This is a genomic window from Halofilum ochraceum (assembly GCF_001614315.2).
Taxonomy (GTDB): domain Bacteria; phylum Pseudomonadota; class Gammaproteobacteria; order XJ16; family Halofilaceae; genus Halofilum; species Halofilum ochraceum.
In genome coordinates, this window is sequence record NZ_LVEG02000009.1 from 63,016 (window position 1) to 80,757 (window position 17,742).

At 66.2% G+C, this 17,742-nt stretch carries 14 protein-coding genes and 1 pseudogene; 8 read left to right on the top strand and 7 right to left on the bottom strand.

What is annotated here, in order from left to right:
* Positions 1 to 10: 10 nt before the first annotated feature.
* Together A0W70_RS11020 and gshB are read right to left on the bottom strand one after the other, a co-directional pair.
* Positions 11 to 880, bottom strand: a complete 870-nt coding sequence (locus tag A0W70_RS11020; protein WP_070989197.1) for a TonB family protein — start codon at positions 878 to 880, stop codon at positions 11 to 13.
* 90 nt (positions 881 to 970) lie between these two features.
* Positions 971 to 1,927: a glutathione synthase gene (gene gshB / locus A0W70_RS11025; RefSeq protein WP_070989198.1), complete on the bottom strand. Its 957-nt coding sequence runs from the start codon at positions 1,925 to 1,927 to the stop codon at positions 971 to 973.
* A gap of 355 nt (positions 1,928 to 2,282) precedes the next feature.
* Here gshB and pilG point away from each other — a divergent pair, with 355 nt between their 5' ends.
* From pilG to A0W70_RS17360, 6 genes and pseudogenes are all read left to right on the top strand, one after another.
* Positions 2,283 to 2,681 carry a twitching motility response regulator PilG gene (pilG, locus tag A0W70_RS11030; protein ID WP_070989199.1) on the top strand — a complete coding sequence of 133 codons (399 nt, stop codon included), beginning with the start codon at positions 2,283 to 2,285 and terminating at the stop codon, positions 2,679 to 2,681.
* 39 nt (positions 2,682 to 2,720) lie between these two features.
* Positions 2,721 to 3,089: a response regulator gene (locus A0W70_RS11035; protein ID WP_070989200.1), complete on the top strand. Its 369-nt coding sequence runs from the start codon at positions 2,721 to 2,723 to the stop codon at positions 3,087 to 3,089.
* Positions 3,090 to 3,197: 108 nt separating this feature from the next.
* On the top strand, positions 3,198 to 3,563 hold the full coding sequence (locus A0W70_RS11040; RefSeq protein ID WP_070989201.1) for a response regulator: 366 nt from the start codon (positions 3,198 to 3,200) through the stop codon (positions 3,561 to 3,563).
* Between the two features lie 13 nt (positions 3,564 to 3,576).
* Positions 3,577 to 4,122 carry a chemotaxis protein CheW gene (locus tag A0W70_RS11045; RefSeq protein ID WP_070989202.1) on the top strand — a complete coding sequence of 182 codons (546 nt, stop codon included), beginning with the start codon at positions 3,577 to 3,579 and terminating at the stop codon, positions 4,120 to 4,122.
* A 43-nt stretch (positions 4,123 to 4,165) separates the two neighbouring features.
* Positions 4,166 to 6,304 (top strand): methyl-accepting chemotaxis protein, encoded by a 2,139-nt coding sequence (locus tag A0W70_RS11050; protein ID WP_245675868.1) that lies wholly within the window; start codon positions 4,166 to 4,168, stop codon positions 6,302 to 6,304.
* Between the two features lie 403 nt (positions 6,305 to 6,707).
* Positions 6,708 to 7,217, top strand: a pseudogene (locus tag A0W70_RS17360) (FimL-related protein); the annotation flags it as partial.
* Positions 7,218 to 7,921: 704 nt separating this feature from the next.
* Here the strand turns inward: A0W70_RS17360 and A0W70_RS17340 are convergent.
* Positions 7,922 to 8,545 (bottom strand): hypothetical protein, encoded by a 624-nt coding sequence (locus tag A0W70_RS17340; RefSeq protein WP_425402600.1) that lies wholly within the window; start codon positions 8,543 to 8,545, stop codon positions 7,922 to 7,924.
* 73 nt (positions 8,546 to 8,618) lie between these two features.
* Here A0W70_RS17340 and A0W70_RS17345 point away from each other — a divergent pair, with 73 nt between their 5' ends.
* Both A0W70_RS17345 and A0W70_RS11060 read left to right on the top strand, forming a co-directional pair.
* On the top strand, positions 8,619 to 12,611 hold the full coding sequence (locus A0W70_RS17345) for a hybrid sensor histidine kinase/response regulator (RefSeq protein ID WP_425402601.1): 3,993 nt from the start codon (positions 8,619 to 8,621) through the stop codon (positions 12,609 to 12,611).
* Between the two features lie 2 nt (positions 12,612 to 12,613).
* Positions 12,614 to 13,087, top strand: a complete 474-nt coding sequence (locus A0W70_RS11060) for a chemotaxis protein CheW (RefSeq protein WP_070989205.1) — start codon at positions 12,614 to 12,616, stop codon at positions 13,085 to 13,087.
* 33 nt (positions 13,088 to 13,120) lie between these two features.
* On the opposite strand, the gene A0W70_RS11065 is transcribed toward A0W70_RS11060, so the two are convergent.
* The 4 genes from A0W70_RS11065 to A0W70_RS16465 all read right to left on the bottom strand — a co-directional run.
* Positions 13,121 to 13,855, bottom strand: a complete 735-nt coding sequence (locus A0W70_RS11065) for a 16S rRNA (uracil(1498)-N(3))-methyltransferase (protein ID WP_070989206.1) — start codon at positions 13,853 to 13,855, stop codon at positions 13,121 to 13,123.
* Positions 13,855 to 15,207 carry an adenosylmethionine--8-amino-7-oxononanoate transaminase gene (locus A0W70_RS11070; protein ID WP_070989207.1) on the bottom strand — a complete coding sequence of 451 codons (1,353 nt, stop codon included), beginning with the start codon at positions 15,205 to 15,207 and terminating at the stop codon, positions 13,855 to 13,857. The genes A0W70_RS11065 and A0W70_RS11070 overlap by 1 nt, the downstream gene beginning before the upstream one ends.
* 301 nt (positions 15,208 to 15,508) lie before the next feature.
* On the bottom strand, positions 15,509 to 17,347 hold the full coding sequence (locus A0W70_RS11075) for an Ig-like domain-containing protein (protein WP_175443107.1): 1,839 nt from the start codon (positions 17,345 to 17,347) through the stop codon (positions 15,509 to 15,511).
* Between the two features lie 235 nt (positions 17,348 to 17,582).
* On the bottom strand, positions 17,583 to 17,742 hold a 160-nt coding region (locus tag A0W70_RS16465), incomplete at its 5' end, for an adenosylhomocysteinase (protein WP_139150837.1).

Below are 17,742 nucleotides of genomic sequence, written 5' to 3' on the forward strand. Positions count from 1 at the left end.
GCGCCCGGGTCTATTCCGTGACCAGCCGATCGCCCTGGGTGAACTCCCAGGTGCGCGTGATGTACAGCAGGTCCGTGCGCTCGCGCAAATCATCCGAAAACGGCTCGAACGGCGCGGCCAGGCGCACGATGCGCCGGGCGGCGGCATCCAGCACCGGTTCGCCGGACGACGAACGCACTTCGACTTCATGGAGCGTGCCGTCGGGACGGACCGCGGCCACCAGCACCAGTCCGCCGGACAGCCCCTGAGCGCGGGCCGCCTCGGGGTAATTCGTATTGCCGATCCGCTCGACCGACTGCACCCAGTCATGCATATAAGTAGCCGCGGGCGACGCCCGTGCCCGCGCGGTCACGAATTTCTTGCGGGGGCGCTGGGCGTACTCGCTCAGGGCGTTGTCGATTTCGGCCGCGAGGCTCGCCACGCGGGCGTCGTATTCGACGGGGTCGGACTGGCGCTCGCGCGGCTTCTTGGGCTGTTCCTCAGGTTCCGGTTCCTGCGCGATCCGCTCCTCGCCGGTCGGGCTCGTCAGCACGGGGTCCGGGCTGGCCGGGGCCGGCTCGGGGGCGCCCGCCTCGAGCGGGGCCGGCGCGAGGCCCGCCCTGGCGGCCTGCTCGGGAGAACTGACGGGCGCGCGCGGGCGTTCACGTTCTTCCGTGTTGCCGCCCCCCTCGGAGTCGGTGTTGCTGAGGTAATCGGCGGTCTCGGGTTCGTCCCCGGTGCTCTGCTGCAACAGCACGACGTCGAGTGCGCGCGCGGCATCCGGGCCCGGGCCGGGCGGCGCGAAGCCGACGCCGAGGATCACCAGCCCGTGCAGCGCGCCGGCAAGGAACAGGGTCAGCCCGAGTCGATCGGCCGCGGTGACGGCGGTGGCGGCACTCATCGGGCCGGTCGGGGGTACGCTCGCATGGCGCGCATTGTAGCCTCGGCGTGGGGTTGCGTTGAGTCCGTCATGATCTTGTTCCCGGAGCGATCAGGCGCCTGCCGACCAGCGCGCGGCGACGGCGTCCATCAGCCGCTCGGCGGCATCCAGCCCGGCCCCGCGGGCGATCTCGCGGATGCAGGTGGGGCTGGTTACATTGATCTCCGTCAGCCGATCGCCGATCACGTCGAGCCCGACGAAGGTCAGTCCGCGTTCGCGCAGCGTCGGCCCGACCTGCTCGCAGATCCAGCGATCGGCCGCATCCAGGGGCTGCGTGTGGTAGCCGCCGCCGGCCGCAAGATTGGCACGGGTCTCGCCGGCCGAGGCGACGCGTGCGAGGCAGTGATCCAGCGGTTCACCATCGATCAGCAGGATGCGCTTGTCGCCCTCGCGGATCGCCGGTATCCAGGTCTGGGCCATGATCGCCCGGCGATAGCGGTGCGTGAGCGTCTCCAACACCGAGTTGATGTTCGGGTCCTGCGGGTTGACCCGGAAGACCCCCGTGCCACCCATACCGTCGAGCGGTTTGACGATGGTCTCGCCCTGCTCGGCGATGAACGCGCGCAGCGACTCGTGGCGCGCGGTCACCAATGTAGGTGGGCAGCACTGCGGGAACCAGGCGGTGAACAGTTTCTCGTTGGCATCGCGCAGCGCGCGCGGGCGATTGAATACGGGAACCCCGGCGGCCTCCACCTGTTCCAGCAGGTAGGTGGCGTAGATGTAATCCATGTCGAACGGGGGATCCTTGCGCATCATGATCGCATCGAGCGAGGTCATCGGCGCGTCGACCACATCCGTCACATCGTGCCAATGCGTCTCGTCATCATGGACCGTCACGGTCCGCATGCGCGCGCTGACTTTGCTGTCGCGCATCGCCAGATCGGCCGGATGGATCTCGTGGATGCGCCAGCCCCGCCTTTGCGCGGCGAGCATCATCGCCAGGGTCGAGTCTTTCCTGGGCGTGATCCCCGCGAGCGGGTCCATTACAAAGCCGATATCCCGGCTCATGCGCCTGTCTCCAGCTGGTGCGCGCGGATCCCACCCGGATCGCGCGCGCTGTATGTTGCCGTATCGCCCGACCATCCATAGCCGGTATGGTTGTTGCATCGGGGTCCAGCGCCGGGCCGCCGCCGAGGTGCCATGGTACGTGATCGGGCTTGCGGCGCGCAGGGTGTGCGGTTCGATATCATCGCGTTTTCGCGGTATATCGCGTACTGGATCGAATTGAAGTCATAACCCGTTGATTCGGGTGCGATTGGTCGAGGCGGCGTTTGCCTGTGTATCAGGGGTGCGCTATCTTCGACCCCCACTGTCGCGGCCGTGCCGGCCGCAGTCGGGCCGTTCGGGGAGGAATGCAGGGGCCATGGGCGATACAGACGAGTCACTGAAGGGCCTCAAGGTCATGGTTGTCGACGACAGCAAGACGATCCGCCGGTCGGCCGAAAGCCTGCTGACCAAGGCGGGCTGCGAGGTCGTGACCGCCGGTGATGGCTTCGAGTCGCTGGCGAAGATCGCCGAGCACGAGCCCGATATCATCTTTGTCGATATCATGATGCCGCGGCTCGACGGCTACCAGGCCTGCGCGCTGATCAAGCACAACAGCCGCTTCCGCGATACGCCGGTGATCATGCTGACCAGCAAGGACAGTATTTTCGACCGTGCCCGCGGGCGCCTGGTCGGCTCGGAGCAGTACCTGACCAAGCCTTTTTCGAAGGAGGATCTGCTCGGTGCGATCAAAGAGCACGTAGCGAGCGTCCAGTAGGGATATTGCCGTTGTCTGTCCGTTACCCGGGGAACGATAATGCAGACCGTTCTGATCGTTGACGATTCGCCGACTGAGCTGCAGGCGTATCAGGATATGCTCGAAAAACACGGCTACGCGGTCGAGCAGGCGACTGACGGCGAGACGAGCCTGAAGAAAGCGGCCGAACTCAAGCCGGACCTGATTCTCATGGATGTCGTGATGCCGGGTATGAACGGCTTCCAGGCGACGCGGCAACTCGACAAGAATCCGGAAACCGCGGATATCCCGGTGATCATCATCACCTGGAAAGACCAGGAGACCGACAAGGTCTGGGGGCTGCGCCAGGGGGCGCGCGATTACGTGGTCAAGCCGGTCAAGGAAGACGACCTGATCGAGCGGGTCAATGGCCTGCTGGGGAATGCCTGACACGTGTCCCGGGCACGCTGAACGCAATCGGCCGATGCGGGAGCCGCGACGCGCCGCGTTCGGTCAGGGACCAACGCCAACCGTGCAAGACGCAGGGGATCGATGACAATGCCGACCATCCTGATCGTGGATGACTCGCCCACCGAGCTGTACGCGTGCCAGAAGATCCTGGAGAAGCACGGTTATACCGTTGAATCGGCCAGTGACGGCGAATCCAGTCTCGAACGCGCGCAGCAGGTAAAGCCCGACCTGATTCTCATGGATGTCGTGATGCCGGGCATGAACGGTTTTCAGGCCACCCGGCAGCTGAACAAGAACGCGGATACGGCGAAAATCCCGGTCATCATCATCACGACCAAGGATCAGGAGACCGATCGCGTGTGGGGGCTGCGCCAGGGCGCGCGCGATTACATCGTCAAGCCCGTGAAGGAGAACGACCTGATCTCGCGGGTCCAGTCGGTGCTGGGCAGTTGACGGACGGATGACCATGGCGGCCGCAGTAGCACAGCGCGAACCGGTCGACCTGCTGTTCGACTATGAGCGCCGCCTTGTGGCCGCGGGTACCCGGTTGCCCGCGCAGCAAGAGGTCCGCGATCGGTGGTCGGGGATCGGTTTCCGCATCGGCGATCAGCGCTTCGTGGCCTCCATGGACGAGGTCCGCGAGGTGCTCGACCCACCCGTGTGCACCCGGGTCCCGGGGACGTCGCCCTGGTTTCTCGGGGTTGCGAACATCCGCGGCAATCTCGTGTCGGTCATGGACCTGCATGGTTTCATGGCCGGCGGCCGTTCACCCCAGGGGCGCCACGCCAGGGTTTTGATGTATCAGCGCGAGGGTGTCGCGGCCGCTTTCCGGGTTGATGACGTGCTCGGTCTGCAGCGGTTCTACATGGAGGAGCAGACCACGCTGTCGCTCGACGCGGGGGTGCTGACACCGTACCTGAACGGCGGTTTTCGTCGTAACAACGAAGAATGGCCGGTTCTGAGCCTCGCCGATTTCGTCGCGAGCAAGGACTTTCTGGAGATCTCGCGGTGAGTGGCGCACAAGCGCCCCGCCGCCCGTGGGGGGAGAAGAGGGCATGAAACTACCGAGCATGCCGAAGCTCAATGTCGGTTCAGGGGCGCGCGCCTGGTTGGGCAGCCCGGTCATTATCCTGTCGGTGCTGTTGATCGTATTCCTGGCGGGGATGATCGCGTCCTTCCTGTACGCCCAGGCGCTCGGGCAATACCGCACGCAGTACAATGACCTCATTACCGAGCAGCGGCGGCTGGCCGAGGAGATCTCGACGACGGCAACCGCGGCGGCGTCCGGTGAAGCGGACGCCTTTGATCGCCTGCAGTCGCTGACCCGCGATTTTGGCCGTAACCTCGAGATCCTCGCCGAGGGCGACGCCCAGAGCGGACTGCCGCCGTTGCCGGGGCAGTACAGCTCGCAACTGGAATCGGTCCAGAGCACGTGGAACGTCGAACAGGTCAACCTGGAGGCGATCACGGCCGGGCGCGAATCGGTCGAGCAGATCAATCAGTATATCGAGGAGATCCGCGGCATCTCCGATGACCTGCTGGTCCAGACCAGTACCGTCGTCGACCAGCTTGTGTCCGGCGACGCCCCGCCGGAGGCCGTCCAGGCCGCGAGCCGCCAGTTGTGGCTGCTGCAGCGCACGCTGGGCGCGCTGGACCAGGTCGTGGCGGCGGACTCCGGGGCCCGTGAAGCGGCCCAGCGCTTCGCGCGTGACGCCGCGCTCTACGGCCGGGTGCTCGATGGCCTGCTGCAGGGTTCCGAGCGTCTCGACATCGAGCCGGTCCAGATCCCGGCCGCGCGCGAGACCCTGCGTCAGCTCGCCGTCAATTATGGCCCGGTGCGTCGGCAGATCGACGGCATCACGGAACTGGCGCCGGAACTGCAGGCGGCGACGCAGGCCGCGCAGGAACTGCAGGGCAACCTGACGGCCGCGATCGGGCGGCTGGAGAACGCGGTTTCGCGTGGTGGTGCCGGTACGCAGACGGTCACCCTCGTCGCCGTCGGTTTCGGGGTCGCGGTGGTGATCACCCTGATCATCCTCGCCAGCCTGCTGATCGTCGGCCAGAAGCGCCGGCTCGAGGAATCGGCCGAACAGAACCGCCGGAACCAGCGCGCGATTCTGCGCCTGCTCGACGAACTGTCGACGCTGGCCGACGGTGACCTGTCGACCCATGCGACGGTTACCGAGGACATCACCGGCGCGATCGCCGACTCGGTCAACTCGGCGATCGACGCTCTGCGCAGTCTGGTGACCACCATCAACGCCACCGCCGAGGACGTCGCCCGCGCGGCGGACCGCACGCAGTCCACCGCGATCCGTCTCGCCGAGGCGAGTAACCACCAGGCGCGCGAGATCGCGGCGGCCAACGAGGCGATCACCGAGATGGCGACCTCCATGGAGCGCGTGTCCGAGAACGCGCGCGGTTCGGCCGAGGTCGCGATGAAGTCGGTGACGATCGCATCGAACGGTGCCGAGACGGTCCGTCGCTCGATCTCCGGCATGGACTCGATCCGCGAGCAGATCCAGGAGACCTCGAAGCGGATCAAGCGCCTGGGTGAATCGTCGCAGGAGATCGGGGACATCATCGGCGTGATTAACGACATCGCCGAGCAGACCAACATCCTCGCGCTGAACGCCGCGATTCAGGCCTCGACCGCCGGTGAGGCGGGCCGCGGCTTCGCGGTGGTCGCGGACGAGGTGCAGCGACTGGCCGAGCGCGCCACCGACGCGACCAAGCGCGTGGAGGCGCTCATCAAGACGATTCAGAACGACACCAACGAGGCCGTGCAGTCGATGGAGCAGTCGACGGCCGGCGTGGTCAGCGGTGCAAAACTGGCCGAGGAAGCCGGTGGTGCACTCGGCGAGATCGAATCGGTGTCGAAACAGATCGCCGAACTGATTCAGCAGATCTCGCAGGAAGCGGACCAGCAGGCGAGCAAGGCGACCGACATCTCGGAGACGATGAACATCATTCAGGGCATCACCATCCAGACGTCGGACGGCACCAGCGAGACGGCGACATCGATTGGCGAACTGACCGCGCTCTCGCAGGAGCTGCGTGAGTCCGTCACCGGCTTCAAGCTGCCCGAGGAGATCGATCCGCAACGCAACGCGCGCCCGGGCGACGAGGGACTTGCGAATCCGAACGAGACCCTGATCATGGAGCCGGAGGAAAGCGAATCAAGCAACGCCTGATCCGAATTCCTCTGGCGGACACCGAGCGATGACTGCGCACCAGACGGTAGAAATCAACTCGATCGATACGGTACTGCGGGAGCTGGTACCACTGATCGAGGAGGTCCAGCGGACGCTGCAGTCCGGGCTGGAGAACGATCGCGCCGTCGCCGATGCCGGAGAGGTGGCGCGGCGCCTGGCCGAGATCCGCGGTACGCTGCAGCTCCTCGACCTCACGGGACCATCGACGCTGACGGCGGAGATGCAGGCGCTGGCAAACGCGATCGCCGAGGGTGGCCTGGATCAGGTCGACGGCGCCCTTGAGGTCCTCCTCAAGGCGGTTTTCAAACTGCCGGATTATCTCGACCGCATCCGGTCCGGCCGCCGCGATGTGCCGGCTGTCCTGCTCCCGCTCATCAACGAAATGCGGCGGGCGCGCGGCCAGGAAGAGCTGGATGAGCGGTCGGTATTCTTCCCCCACCTGGAACGCAAGCCGGCGTCTTTCGGTGCGGGCGAAGACGATGCCGCCCTGCAGGCGGCGGCGCGGCGGTTGCGGCCCCGGTTCCAGCGCGCGCTGCTGGGGTGGTATCGCGGCGGCGATGTCGAGCGGCATCTGGGCGAACTGGGCAGCGTACTGCAGGAACTCGCCGGCGCCACCGGCAGTCCCGCGGCCGTCCGTCTGTGGAGTATCTGCGGTGCATTGACCGAGTCGCTCGCGGACCAGGGCCTTGAGGGCGACAACAGCATCAAGGTGCTTATGGGCCGGGTGGAGCGCCTGCTCAGCCGGCTGGTCCGGGAAGGTGCCCCCGCGCTCGAGAGCGGCATTCCGCTCGAGTTGCTGCGCAACCTGCTCTACTACGTCGCGCGCTCGGGATCCGATACCGCGCAGGTCCGCGAGGTCAAGCGCGCCTACCAGCTCGACGAGTTGTTGCCCGACAGCGAGGCCCGGGCCGATTTCGAGGGCCCGAATCGTGAGCTGCTCGGGGTCGTGGGCGACGGGATCCGCGATGACCTTGCGCAGATCAAGGACGCGGTCGAACTGTATGTGCACAGTGACAGCCGCAGTGGCGATACGCTGGAAGGTCTGCCGGAACGGCTCCATCAGGTCGCCGAGACCTTCAGCATGCTGGGGCTGCAGGAGGCGCACGATACGCTCAATGATGAGGCGGAGGTGCTCGCCCGCATTGACGAGGTCGAAACGGCCGAGGCCGATCAGCGTCTGCAGGCGCTGGCCGATGTGCTGCTCCGGGTCGAAAACGATCTGGCCGCGCTCCAGAGCGGGCGGCCCGTCGATGTCGCCGACGATCCCGACGCACTGCCTATCCGGGCGCTGCCCGATTCCGAGTATCGCCCGCTGCTCTCCGGTGTCGTGGCCGCGTCGCTCGATGATCTCTCGCGCGTGCGCGAGGCGATCGGTGCCTACTGTGACGACCCCGAGGCGGGGCGCGAGGCCGTGGCCGAAGTCCCCGACCTGCTCGATGAGGTCCATGGCGCCCTCGCCATCCTCCCGCTGGAGAGCGCCCTCCCGCTGATCGAGGCCCTCGGCCGGCACGTGCGGGGGGAGTTCGTCGGCCGCGCGAGCGTCCCCGACGAGCAGACACAGGTCCTGCTGGCCGATGTCGTGGCCGGGATCGAGTACTACCTTGAAGCCGTGGACCACGACCGTGCCGGCATGACCCATCTGCTGGAGAGCGCGAACCGCGCGATGGCGGCACTCGAGTCCGGGGGCGAGCCCGAGACCTGCGTTGAAGACGACCAGGTCGTCATCGAGGCCCCACCGGCCGGTGAGGGCAGCGGCGAGACCGCGGACGTCGAGGTATCGGATGCGGCCGGCCCGGCCGATTCGGCGGCGGCGCCGGAATGGGACTCCGCCTCTGACACGGAGGAGGGCGGTGACGGCGTCGATACGACCGCGGGCTCCCGGCAGGTTGATGCCACCAGCAGCGATGATGGCGCTCTCGATGAGGGAGCGATCGAAATCGGCGCTGTCGATCTCGAAGACCTCGACACGGGCATCGATGAGAGCGGGACCGGGGAAACCGCGGCTGACAGCGACGATACGTTTGCCGCGGGCGTCGAAGAACCGGTTGGGGATGACGAGACCGAGGGAACGTCGGAGGCCGGCCAAGACCTCGGATCGAGTTTTGCCCTCGGCGACGAAGAGGCGGGCGCCGAAGTCCCGGATACCGAAGCCCCGGACACCGAAGCCCCGGACACCGAAGCCCCGGACATCGAAGCCCCGGACATCGAAGCCCCGGACATCGAAGCCCCGGACACCGCTGCGGACGAACACGGGGACGGCGAGGCCGCGGCCAGCGATCGACCCGGGACGCCGATGAGCGAGGAAACGCCGGGTGAAGCCGCGGAACCGGCGGATTATTCGAGCGATGAAGCGGCGTCCGGTACGCCCCCTGCGGCCGGCCAGGTGGAGGAAACCGCCACCGAAGAAGCCGGGGGCCCGCGCGGGGCCGGCATCGATCCCGGCGCCAGCGGCTCATCCCAGCTCGCGATCCTTGGCGAGGATGCCGATGACGAGATCGTGGAGGTCTTCGTCGAGGAGGCCCTGGGCGAACTCGACAAGATCAACGAGAACCTGCCGCGCTGGAAGTCGAACCCGGGCGATGAAGAGGCCCTGATCGTCGTCCGCCGCGCTTACCACACGCTCAAGGGCGGTGGCCGCCTCATTGGCGCGGAACTGATCGGCGAGTTCTCGTGGTCGATGGAGAACATGCTCAACCGCGTGATCGACCATTCGATCGATTCGACGTCGGCGGTGAGCGACACGCTGGATGAGGCGGCGGCCGCGCTGCCGCAGCTGATCGAGCAGCTGCAGGGCAATCGTGCACCGATCGCCGGCATCGATGACCTCATCGAGCGCGCTCACGCGCTGAGCCGTGGCGAACAGGGCCCTCCCCCGACCGGCGGCGACGGTCCCGGTGGTGGCTCCGGTAGTGGCGGCGTCGGCCAGGGTGGCGGTACACCGGGCCCGGGCAGCGCAAGCGCGGCCGCACCCGGTGCCGATTCGTCCGATGGTGGTGGCGCGCGCGCGGCGACGGATGTAACGACCCAGAGTGCCCTGGCCGACGATGCGTTGGCGCCTTCACCGGATTCCGCCGTTGGTGATCCCGCATTCGAGGAGGCGGCGGCCGCCCCGGCCGAAGGGGACGAGTCGCAGGAGCAGTCGGCCGCAACGGCCTTCCCCTCCGAGCCCGAAGAGGGGGTGAGCGACGGCTTGGGATACGCAGAGACACCGGCCGTGGCGGACAGCCCCGAACCGAATGACGACAGCGACCTGCCGCGGGAGGCCGCGGTCGGCGCCGGCGAGGAATCGGCGCTGGAATCGTCGATCGACGATCAGGCGGCGCCCCGGCAGTCTGCTGCCCACGGCGGCGAACCCGACGCGCGCGCGGAAACGGATGGCCAGGACGCCCCCGAAACGCACAGTGGTCCCGACACGATCACGCCGCATACCTCTGGCGATCCGCTTACCGACATCTTCCTGCGCGAAGCGGCCGGCCACCAGACTGTACTGCACCGCGAGCTGGGCCATGCCGGCGATGGTACCGGTGCAATCCAGGCGAACGATGACGTCGTGCGTGCGCTGCACACACTGGTCGGCAGCGCCCAGACGGTGGAGGCCGACACGGTCGCCGATTTGACCGTGCGCATGGAGCGGATCGTCAAGGCCCACCAGGACCAGGCCTACCAACTGGACGCCGAGACCGTGGCGCTGTTCCAGGAGACGCTGGCGCGGGTCGACCAAGCCCTGGCCGCGCTGGCCTCCGGCGAGACGGTGGCGAGCGACGATCTGCGCGCCCGGCTGGACAGTGTGCTCGAGGAAGTCGAACAGGCGCGCGCCGCCCGCGATGAAGGCGAGAGCGAACTCCTCGACATTTTCATCGAGGAAGGTGACGAGATCCTCGAGACCTGCGACCGCGCAGTGGCCAACTGGCGCGAAGACCCCGACGATACGCGGGTCATCCCCGATCTGCAGCGGGGTCTGCATACCCTGAAGGGTGGCGCCCGGATGGCGAACTTTCCGCCCATCGCGGATCTGACCCATGAGGTCGAGTCGCTGATCGACGCCGTCGCCGACGGCGACTGCAATCTCAGCGACGATGTCTTCGATCTCCTGCAGGAGGCGGTCGATGCGCTCACCGTGCTGCTCGAGCAGGCGCGCAACCGCAACGATGTATCGCGCATCGACTGGCTGGTCGATGACCTGCGCACTCTGCGGGAGCAAAGAGGTGGTGGCGCCGACCAGCGCAGCGACACGACCGCATCAGACAGCGGTGCGACTGCCGGGGCCGAGGCGATCACCGAAGTGGAGCAAACCGAGACCGGCGGCGACGAGCCCGCGGACGAGCCCGAGATGCACGAGCGCCCCGAGGCCGCCGAGTCCAGGGCGAGCGAGTCCGCGGCCACGACCTCTCCGGGCTCGGAACAGATTCGGGTCCAGTCCGAACTGCTCGACAACCTCGTCAACTTCGCCGGCGAGGTCAGTATTTACCACTCGCGTATCAACGAGCAGTTGGGCCAGTACCGGTTCAATATCCAGGAGTTCGACCAGACGGTAAACCGCCTGCGCGCGCAGCTGCGCGACATGGAGAACGAAACCGAATCGCAGATCCGGTACAGCCACGCCGTCGAACGCGAGCAGGAACCGAACGAGGGCGAGCGCGACGCCGGCTTCGATCCGCTCGAGTTCGACCGTTATACCCGCCTGCATGAACTCTCGCGTTCCCTGTCGGAATCGGTCGGTGACCTCGATTCGCTCAAGGAGATCCTCGACAACGTCACCCGCGATGCCGAGACCCTGCTGCTGCAGCAGTCGCGGGTTTCCTCGGAACTCCAGGACGGCCTGATGCAGACACGCATGGTCCGCTTCGATGGGCTACGCGCGCGCCTTGCCCGAGTGGTGCGGCAGACCGCCAGCACGGTCGGCAAGAAGGTCCAGATGGACATGTCCGGTGGCGAACTCGAAGTCGACCGCTCGATCCAGGAACGGATCGTAGCGCCGCTGGAGCACGTATTGCGCAACGCCGTTTCGCACGGCATCGAGAGCCCCGAAAAGCGGCGCGCCAACGGCAAGCCGGAACAGGGCACCATCCGGCTCGATCTGCACCGCGGCGGCACCGATATCGTGATCGATATCAGCGACGACGGTGGGGGCATTGACCCGGCGGCGATCCGCCGCAAGGGTATCGAGAAAGGCCTCATCGACGCGGACGATGAGCGCGACGACAACGAAGTGATCAAACTGATCCTGGAGACGGGGTTCTCGACCGCCGACGAGGTCACGCAGATCTCCGGCCGCGGCGTCGGCATGGATGTCGTCGACGCGGAGATCCGCCGCCTCGGCGGCACGCTGGGGATTCAGACCGAGCTGGGCTCGGGAACGCGCTTTACCGTGCGTCTGCCGGTGACTCTCGCGATCAACCAGGCGGTCATGGTTCAGGCGGGCGACGACACCTACGCCATCCCGATCGCGTCGATCGAGGGCGTGGCGCAGGTGACCGCCGGCGATCTCAAGGGTTACTACGTCGATCCATCGCAGCACTATCATTACGCCGGTAACGACTACCGCGTGCAGCACCTCGGTACGCTCCTGGGGACCAGTGAGCCCCGCCTGGAGAACGAGGACATCAGCTACCCGGTCATCATGATCCGCGCCGGCGACGACCGGGTCGCCCTCCATGTCGATGGTCTGGTGGGCCGTCGCGAGGTGGTGGTGAAACCGCTCGGTGCGCCGCTGAACATGCTGCCGGGCATCTCCGGTGCCACGATCATGGCCGATGGCGCGGTGGTGCTCATCCTCGATATCGGCGGCCTGCTGCGCACCGAGGAGCGGTTCGTCGCCAGCGTCGGGCCACGCCTTGGAGAGACCGGCGACGCGGAGGCCGTGGCGGGCGAGGAAGCGGCCGAGGACGCGAAAACCGCGCCCACCGTCCTGGTCGTCGACGACTCGATCACGATCCGCAAGGTCACCAACCGTATCCTCGAGCGCAACGGCATAACGGTCGCGACCGCGAAGGACGGGGTCGATGCCCTGTCCTGGATGTCGCATACCGTCCCGGACCTCATCCTGCTCGATATCGAGATGCCGCGCATGGATGGCTATGAGGTCGCGACCTATGTCCGTGGCGACGAGCGACTCGCGGAAGTGCCGATTATCATGATCACCTCGCGCACGGGCGAAAAGCATCGCGAGCGCGCCGAAGGGATCGGCGTCAATCGCTATCTCGGCAAGCCCTATCAGGAAACGGAACTGATGGAGCACATCAACGCCGTGCTCGCTGAACACGCCGCCGCGGATGCGTCGGCCTGACCATGGCGGCCGCCGAGCAGCTCAAGTGTCTGGTCCTGCCCGTGCAGGGACCGCCCGTGCTCGTGCCGAACTCGGCGGTCGCGGAAATCATTACGCAACAGGACATCGCGCCCCCCGAGGACGCGCCGGACTGGTTCCTCGGGACGGGACGCTGGCGTGGCACCGAGATTCCGCTCATCTCCCTGGACCGGCTCACCGGTGAGCGCGAGGATGCGCCGGCACCGGCCGGTCGGTTCGTCGTCCTGTTCGGGCTAGAGGAAGGCGGCGCCCCCGGATTCTATGGCATCCGTATTGAATCTCTGCCCCGCACGGAGACGCTCGACAACGAACGGCTCCGCCCATCCGATGAATCCCCGCATCCGAGTGAGTTCATCCAGGCCCGCGCCGTGATCGGCGGCGACCGTGAGTGCCTGATCCCCGACTTCGACGCGCTGGGACGTACACTCGGGCGGTACCGGGCGGGCCGAGCTGACTGAAGCCGCACATCCCGGTTGGTCAGCCCGACTGCTTCAGCCCAGATCCCCGTACAGTCCCTGCAAAAGCGCGAGAGCGGCGACCGCGGCCGTTTCCGTGCGCAGGGTGCGTGGGCCGAGGCGTATGCCCTCACAACCCGCTGTGTACGCTGCATCCCGCTCGGCGGGACTGAAACCGCCCTCCGGGCCAGCGATCAGCGTCAGTCCGGTGGTCGCCGCAATCTCACCGGGTGCGCGATGGCCTGTCGGGTCGAGCAGCACGTGCGGCCTGGCGGTGGTGTCGGTCTGGGTAAGCCATTCGCGGAAGCTGCATTGTGCCGCGAGCGTGGGCAGGCGCGTACGTCCCGACTGCGCCGCTGACGCCGCGATCACGCCTTGCCAGTGGCGGGCTTTTTTCGCGATCCGTTCGCCGGCGGGGGCTGCCTGCGTTCGCTCCATGACGACGGGGATGATGTGGGCCACACCGAGTTCCACGCTTTTCTCCAGGGTGTAGTCCATGCGCTGTCCGCGCGAGATGCCCTGGATGAGCGTGAGTTCGAGTGGCGACTCGGTGGCCCGCGTCTCGAAGGATTCGATCACGGCCGCAGCCCGCTGTTTGCCCTCGACCTCGAGGCGTCCGTGCCAGTCGCCGGCTGCTCCGTTGAACAGGCGGATGGCCGCGCCATCGGGGAGGCGCAGCACGCGCAGGAAGTGGTGGGCCGTCGTATCCGGCAGTGTCACGCGGTTGCCGACCGCGAGGTCCGTGTCGATATGGGCGCGCGGTACGCGCATCAGTCGGCGGTCGCGCGATCAACCCCTTCACGCGCCGTCGCGACGAGGTGGCGGATCTCGTCGGGCGTGATCACGTACGGGGGCATGAAGTAGGTCACGTTGCCGAGCGGGCGCAGCAGGCACCCGCGCGTCAGTCCGTGGCGATAGACGCGCAGTCCGCGTCGCTCCTGCCACGGGAACGGCTGGTTTCTGTCGCCGTCGCGGCACATCTCGATCGCGCCGATCATGCCGTGCTGGCGGATATCGCCGACGTGGGGGTGGTCCCCGAACGCCTCGTGGAGACTGTCGTGCAGCACCTGCGCGAGTTCGCGGTTGCGGGCGATGACGTCGTCGGTCTCGAAGATCTCGATGGTGGCGAGCGCTGCCCGACAGGCGAGCGGGTTCCCCGTATAGCTGTGCGAATGGAGAAACGCGCGCAGGGTTTCGAAATCGTCGTAGAAGGCGGCGTAGACGTCCTCGGTCGTCACCACGGCGCACAACGGCAGGTAGCCGCCAGTGATGCCCTTGGACAGGCACATGAAATCCGGTGCGATCCCGGCCTGTTCGCACGCGAACATCGTCCCGGTACGGCCGAAGCCGACCGCGATCTCATCCGCGATCAGGTGCACGCCATGGCGGTCACAGGCCTCGCGCAGCAGTTCCAGGTAGACCGGATCGTACATGCGCATCTGCCCGGCGCACTGCACCAGCGGCTCGACGATCACCGCGCAGGCCTCGTGTGCGTGCTCCGCGAGCGCCGCCTCCATTTGCGCGAACATTTTTCGCGAGTGTGCTTCCCAGGATTCTCCTTCGTCCCGGTGGAAGCAGTCCGGCCCCTCGACGATGATCGAATCCATCAGGAGCGGGCTGTAGGTCTTTTTGAACAGATCGACGTCGCCGACGGCGAGGGCACCCAGCGTCTCGCCGTGGTAGCTGTTCGTCAGCGCAATGAATTTCGTCTTCTCGCCACGCCCGGAGTTGCGCCAGTAGTGGTAGCTCATCTTCAGCGCCGCCTCGATGCCCGACGAGCCGTTGTCGGCGTAGAAACAGCGTGTCAGGCCCTCGGGCGTAACCTCGGCGAGTTTCTCGGACAGGCGGATCACCGGCTCATGGGTGAACCCGGCCATCATCACGTGCTCGACGTGTTCCAGCTGATCGGCGATGGCCGCGTTGATGCGCGGATTCGCGTGGCCGAAGAGATTGACCCACCAGGAACTCACCGCGTCGATATAGCGATTACCGTCATAATCCTCGAGATATACGCCTTCCCCGCGCCGAAACGGAATCGGCGGGAGCGTCTCCAGATCCTTCATCTGCGTGCAGGGATGCCACACCCGGGCAAGGTCGCGTGCTACGAGCGTCTGGTTATTCACTTGATTTCAACCGATGTCGATACCGAAACGGGAATGTCTGGATGAACCGCGGTGGGCTCGTATGCCGGCCGGCTGACGATGGGGAATGCGAAACCGGGGACGACGGCAAATGTTCTTGTGTATTTTGGACTGGCCTCCGGCGGCTCGCCGAGCGAGGACAGCGTGCGTTCTTTCGGCGCTGCCATCGGCCTCGGTGTACCAACACCCCGCGCCCCGCACAGGTCGACCGGCAGCAATGACGGTGACGCGCCGAGTCGCCGCGCGCCGGGTGAGGCAGGCGGCGGCTCGGGCGTTTACTCTGTCAGTCTGGCGATGAGCAGGAGGCGTCGGTTCCGTAGGGACTATCGGCTTGGCCCCCCGGTGGCGCCTGATCCGTATCTTCAACGTCGTCTGCAAGAGCAACGAGTCGGATTTCCGAGGTGTCGGTGAACGCCGTGCCTGCGCTGTTTTCCACGCTGACCTCCAGCCGCACGCGTGCCCACTGTGCCTCCGATTTCGGATAGGTCAGATCGAACGAGGCTCGACCATCACTTCCCGTCGTCAGCGAATTCGTCGACAGGCCTGGGAGGTCCGGTTCGAGATTGTCATCGTCATCCAGGTCCTCCCCGGAGTCGATCGAGTTATCGAAGTCGGTGTCTTCGTTATCGCATACGGCGGCTTCCGAGGCAACGTAACTATCGCCGCTCTCAGTCCACTGTCCTTTGATGAATTTCAGTGGTACGACATTGACGGTCACGTCGCGGCCGGCCGCTGGCGACCCGGCGGAATTCGTTACGATGACCGTCCACGGCTGGGAATAGGTGGTGACATCGGAAGAAATCTCGTTCCCCGTACCCAGGGAGACCCCGAGAGCGGTGCCGGAGACCGTCAAGGTGGTATCGTCGCTGATCGATGTGCCCCTCACGGTCGAAATGAGCCTGACGCCGTTCTGCCCGCTGATCGTCGATCCGGCCGTGAACACCGTCTGCGCTTCACCGTCCTCGTCGGTGACCGAGCTTACCTGCGAGAGCGATCCCTGCGACGGGTCGGCATCGATAGCGAAATCGATCGTGGCGTCGGCGACCGGGTTGCCGGTGGGATCTTTGACCAGCGCCGTGATTGGCGTGGAGCCGTTGGGCGGGATCTGGGCCGATTCGCTCGTGAGTGTCACGGCGTCGGGGTTGGTGCCAACGAAGTCGAAGCTGATATCGGATGCTGCCCCGAGTGCACTCGCTGCGGCGCTGACGGTTGCCGGACCGGCGCTGGCCGAACTCAGCTGGACGGTCGCTACACCGCCAGCCGCGTTCGTATTGGTAGTGCTTGCCCCCGAGCCGACGAATTGGCCGCGCGTGGTCTGAAATTCGACGTTTTCGCTACCGCCGACACCAGAGCCCGTCAGTTCTATTTCGATCGTGTGGTTCGTATTGACGGCCAGACCGTCATTCCGGTCTGCGGCCGATGGCTGGAGAAAGGCAAGACTGTTCTGGACGATGTCGAAATCAGCCGTCTGAGTAATGCCGCTGCCCTCCACGGTCAATCGATCACTCGTGCCGCTCGATGTCGCGTCGACCGTGAACGCGACGCGGCCCTGCGAATCCGTCTGTGCATTCGCCGGCGTAACGGTAGCCCCCGAATCCGTTTCGGCCGATAGCTGCACGTTATTGATACCCTCGCCGTCGGAGTCTGTCAGCGTCGCTACGAACGTACCTTCCTCACCGGCCGAGATCGAGGATGGTCCGGTGAGGCCGAGGTTGTTCCCGGCTACCTGCAGTTGAATTTCATCGGTGGCCCCGCTCGGGACACTGGTGGTGACGGTGATCGTGCGTTCCTGTTGATTCGAGCCTGAGGAGAGCGTTGCCGTCGCCTTGCCGGCCCCGTCGGTCGTTCCGTTGGTCACCCGCAGTTCACCGCTGTCCGCGCCGAAATTGACACTGACCCCTTCGCGGACCACGTTGTCCGCGTCCTTGACGGTCGCTGTCAGGTCGACTGCCACATTGCCGGAACTGGGAATGTCGGCGCGACCTGCGGCGAGTTCCACGGAGGCTTGCCCGTCAGAGGTTTGCCCGTCGCCCGAATTGCCGCCGCCAGAACCGGAACCATCACTGCTTCCGCTGTCCCCGCGGCCCCCGCAAGCAGTGACAAGCACCGTCATCAGGACCATGCCGCCAATCAACCTCCAGCAACGGACATTGCCGGTGCTCCCACTCTCCCTGATCCATTGGTGCACTGACTGCCTCCCCATTGCCATTGACGATGCTCGACGAGCGTTATTTTGGCAAAAAGTCTACCGGATCAATGCGGTGAGCGCATCCCGGTGCGACCGGCCCGAAAGGGCCGGCCGGCAAGGGCACCATAGTGAGGAATGGGGACACTCGGGCGAGTCTGGGATCGCCTGATCAGTAGCGGTAGTGCTCGGGCTTGAACGGGCCGTCCTGCGAGACGCCGATGTAGGCCGCCTGCTCGTCGGTGAGCCGCGTGAGGTTCGCGCCGATCTTCGTCAGATGCAGGCTCGCCACCTCCTCGTCCAGGCGCTTGGGCAGCACGTAGACCCGGTGG

What these genes read in the sequence shown, in the direction of transcription:
- A0W70_RS11050 (WP_245675868.1), top strand. Translation starts at nt 4,166, where the DNA reads ATGAAACTACCGAGCATGCCGAAGCTCAATGTCGGTTCAGGGGCGCGC.
- A0W70_RS11035 (WP_070989200.1), top strand. Translation starts at nt 2,721, where the DNA reads ATGCAGACCGTTCTGATCGTTGACGATTCGCCGACTGAGCTGCAGGCG.
- A0W70_RS11040 (WP_070989201.1), top strand. Translation starts at nt 3,198, where the DNA reads ATGCCGACCATCCTGATCGTGGATGACTCGCCCACCGAGCTGTACGCG.
- A0W70_RS11060 (WP_070989205.1), top strand. Translation starts at nt 12,614, where the DNA reads ATGGCGGCCGCCGAGCAGCTCAAGTGTCTGGTCCTGCCCGTGCAGGGA.
- A0W70_RS11065 (WP_070989206.1), bottom strand. Translation starts at nt 13,855, where the DNA reads ATGCGCGTACCGCGCGCCCATATCGACACGGACCTCGCGGTCGGCAAC.
- A0W70_RS11075 (WP_175443107.1), bottom strand. Translation starts at nt 17,347, where the DNA reads ATGGTCCTGATGACGGTGCTTGTCACTGCTTGCGGGGGCCGCGGGGAC.
- A0W70_RS11045 (WP_070989202.1), top strand. Translation starts at nt 3,577, where the DNA reads ATGGCGGCCGCAGTAGCACAGCGCGAACCGGTCGACCTGCTGTTCGAC.
- A0W70_RS11020 (WP_070989197.1), bottom strand. Translation starts at nt 880, where the DNA reads ATGAGTGCCGCCACCGCCGTCACCGCGGCCGATCGACTCGGGCTGACC.
- A0W70_RS17345 (WP_425402601.1), top strand. Translation starts at nt 8,619, where the DNA reads ATGAGCGAGGAAACGCCGGGTGAAGCCGCGGAACCGGCGGATTATTCG.
- gshB (WP_070989198.1), bottom strand. Translation starts at nt 1,927, where the DNA reads ATGAGCCGGGATATCGGCTTTGTAATGGACCCGCTCGCGGGGATCACG.
- A0W70_RS17340 (WP_425402600.1), bottom strand. Translation starts at nt 8,545, where the DNA reads ATGTCCGGGGCTTCGATGTCCGGGGCTTCGATGTCCGGGGCTTCGGTG.
- pilG (WP_070989199.1), top strand. Translation starts at nt 2,283, where the DNA reads ATGGGCGATACAGACGAGTCACTGAAGGGCCTCAAGGTCATGGTTGTC.